The organism is Microbacterium sp. Bi128 (genome assembly GCF_918698205.1).
The window spans coordinates 1-1,316 of record NZ_CAKKMM010001398.1; the positions used below are offsets into that span (position 1 = coordinate 1).

General features: G+C 68.8%; 1 protein-coding gene. It reads left to right on the forward strand.

The features are described from left to right. Positions 1–2: 2 nt before the first annotated feature. Positions 3–1,289, forward strand: coding sequence for a GNAT family N-acetyltransferase (locus tag LQV45_RS33130; RefSeq protein WP_230011939.1), 1,287 nt, complete (start codon positions 3–5; stop codon positions 1,287–1,289). Positions 1,290–1,316: the final 27 nt, after the last annotated feature.

A 1,316-nucleotide genomic window follows, 5' to 3' on the forward strand; every position in this document is an offset into this window, starting at 1 on the left:
ACGTGGCAGATACGTACGAGCTCAGGCGGTTCCGCCCGGGCGCGAAGGGCGAGGCGGATTACGCGCAAGGCACGGCGTGGCTGCGCGGGGTCGGGATCGGCTTCTACGACGAGCCGCGCAAAGACGACTTCGCGGACAAGATCATGGCCATGTATCTCGTGGACAACCGTGAAATGACCGGCGTTTACCAGGCCGACGGCGTTGCGGCCCACTCGCTGGCTGCCGACGTCCCGGTGGCGACCTTCGCCACCCTGCGCAAGGACCTGAACATCGGCTACGGCCGTCAGCTCGAAGCCCAGCTGGTCACGGCCGTCACGGTGCGCGGGACCCACCGCCGGCAGGGACTGCTGCGGCGGATGATGACCGAGGACCTTGCCGCGGCGAAGGCGGACGGCGTCGCGCTGGCGGCACTGACCGCCTCGGAGGCCTCGATCTACGGGCGGTTCGGTTACGGTGTGGCCACCTTCGAGCGCAGCATCAAGGTCGACACCGGGCCGCGCTTCCGGCTGCGCCATGCGCCCGCCGGCACCGTGGAGATTGCGGACCGCAAGGTCCTGCTGGAACTGGCCCCCGAGGTTTTTGGTCGGGTCCACGCGTCCATGCCCGGATCGATCTCGCGGCAGGAAGCGTACCGGCTGCGGTCTTCGGGCATACTCGGCCGGGACGGCAGCGAGGACGAGGCAATCCGCTGCGCCCTGCACTACGACGCCGCCGGAACCGTGGACGGCTACGTGTCCTATAAATTCGCCGGGTGGGACGCCAAGCCGTACACCATGGAGATCGTGGACCTCGTGGCCGCGAATGACGCCGCGTACCTGGAACTCTGGCAGTTCCTGGGCAGCATCGACCTCGTGGACCGGATCAGCTGGCAGGATGCACCGGTGGACGATCCCCTGACCTGGGCGCTTGAGGACCCGCGATGCGTCGAGGCATCGGACCACCGCGACATGCTGTGGCTGCGCGTCCTGGACCCGGCCCGGGTGCTGGGGGCCCGGCGCTACTCGGCCGACGGGACGGTCGTTCTCGCGGTCAGGGACAGTCTCGGCTTCGCGGCCGGCACCTTCGCGCTCACGGTCAGCGGGGGAGAGGCCACGGTGCGGCCGGCTCCGGAGGCTGAGCCGGACCTGTCCCTTGATGTTGCGGACCTCGGCTCCATCTATCTGGGCGCCGTTTGTCCCGTGACGCTGAAAGCTGCCGGCCGGATCACCGAGCACACCGCCGGGGGGGCGCTGACGGCGCGCCTCATGTTCGCCGTCGAACGTTCACCGCACTGCCTCACGCACTTCTAGGCCTCCGTTCCGATTTCGGCGCTGAAG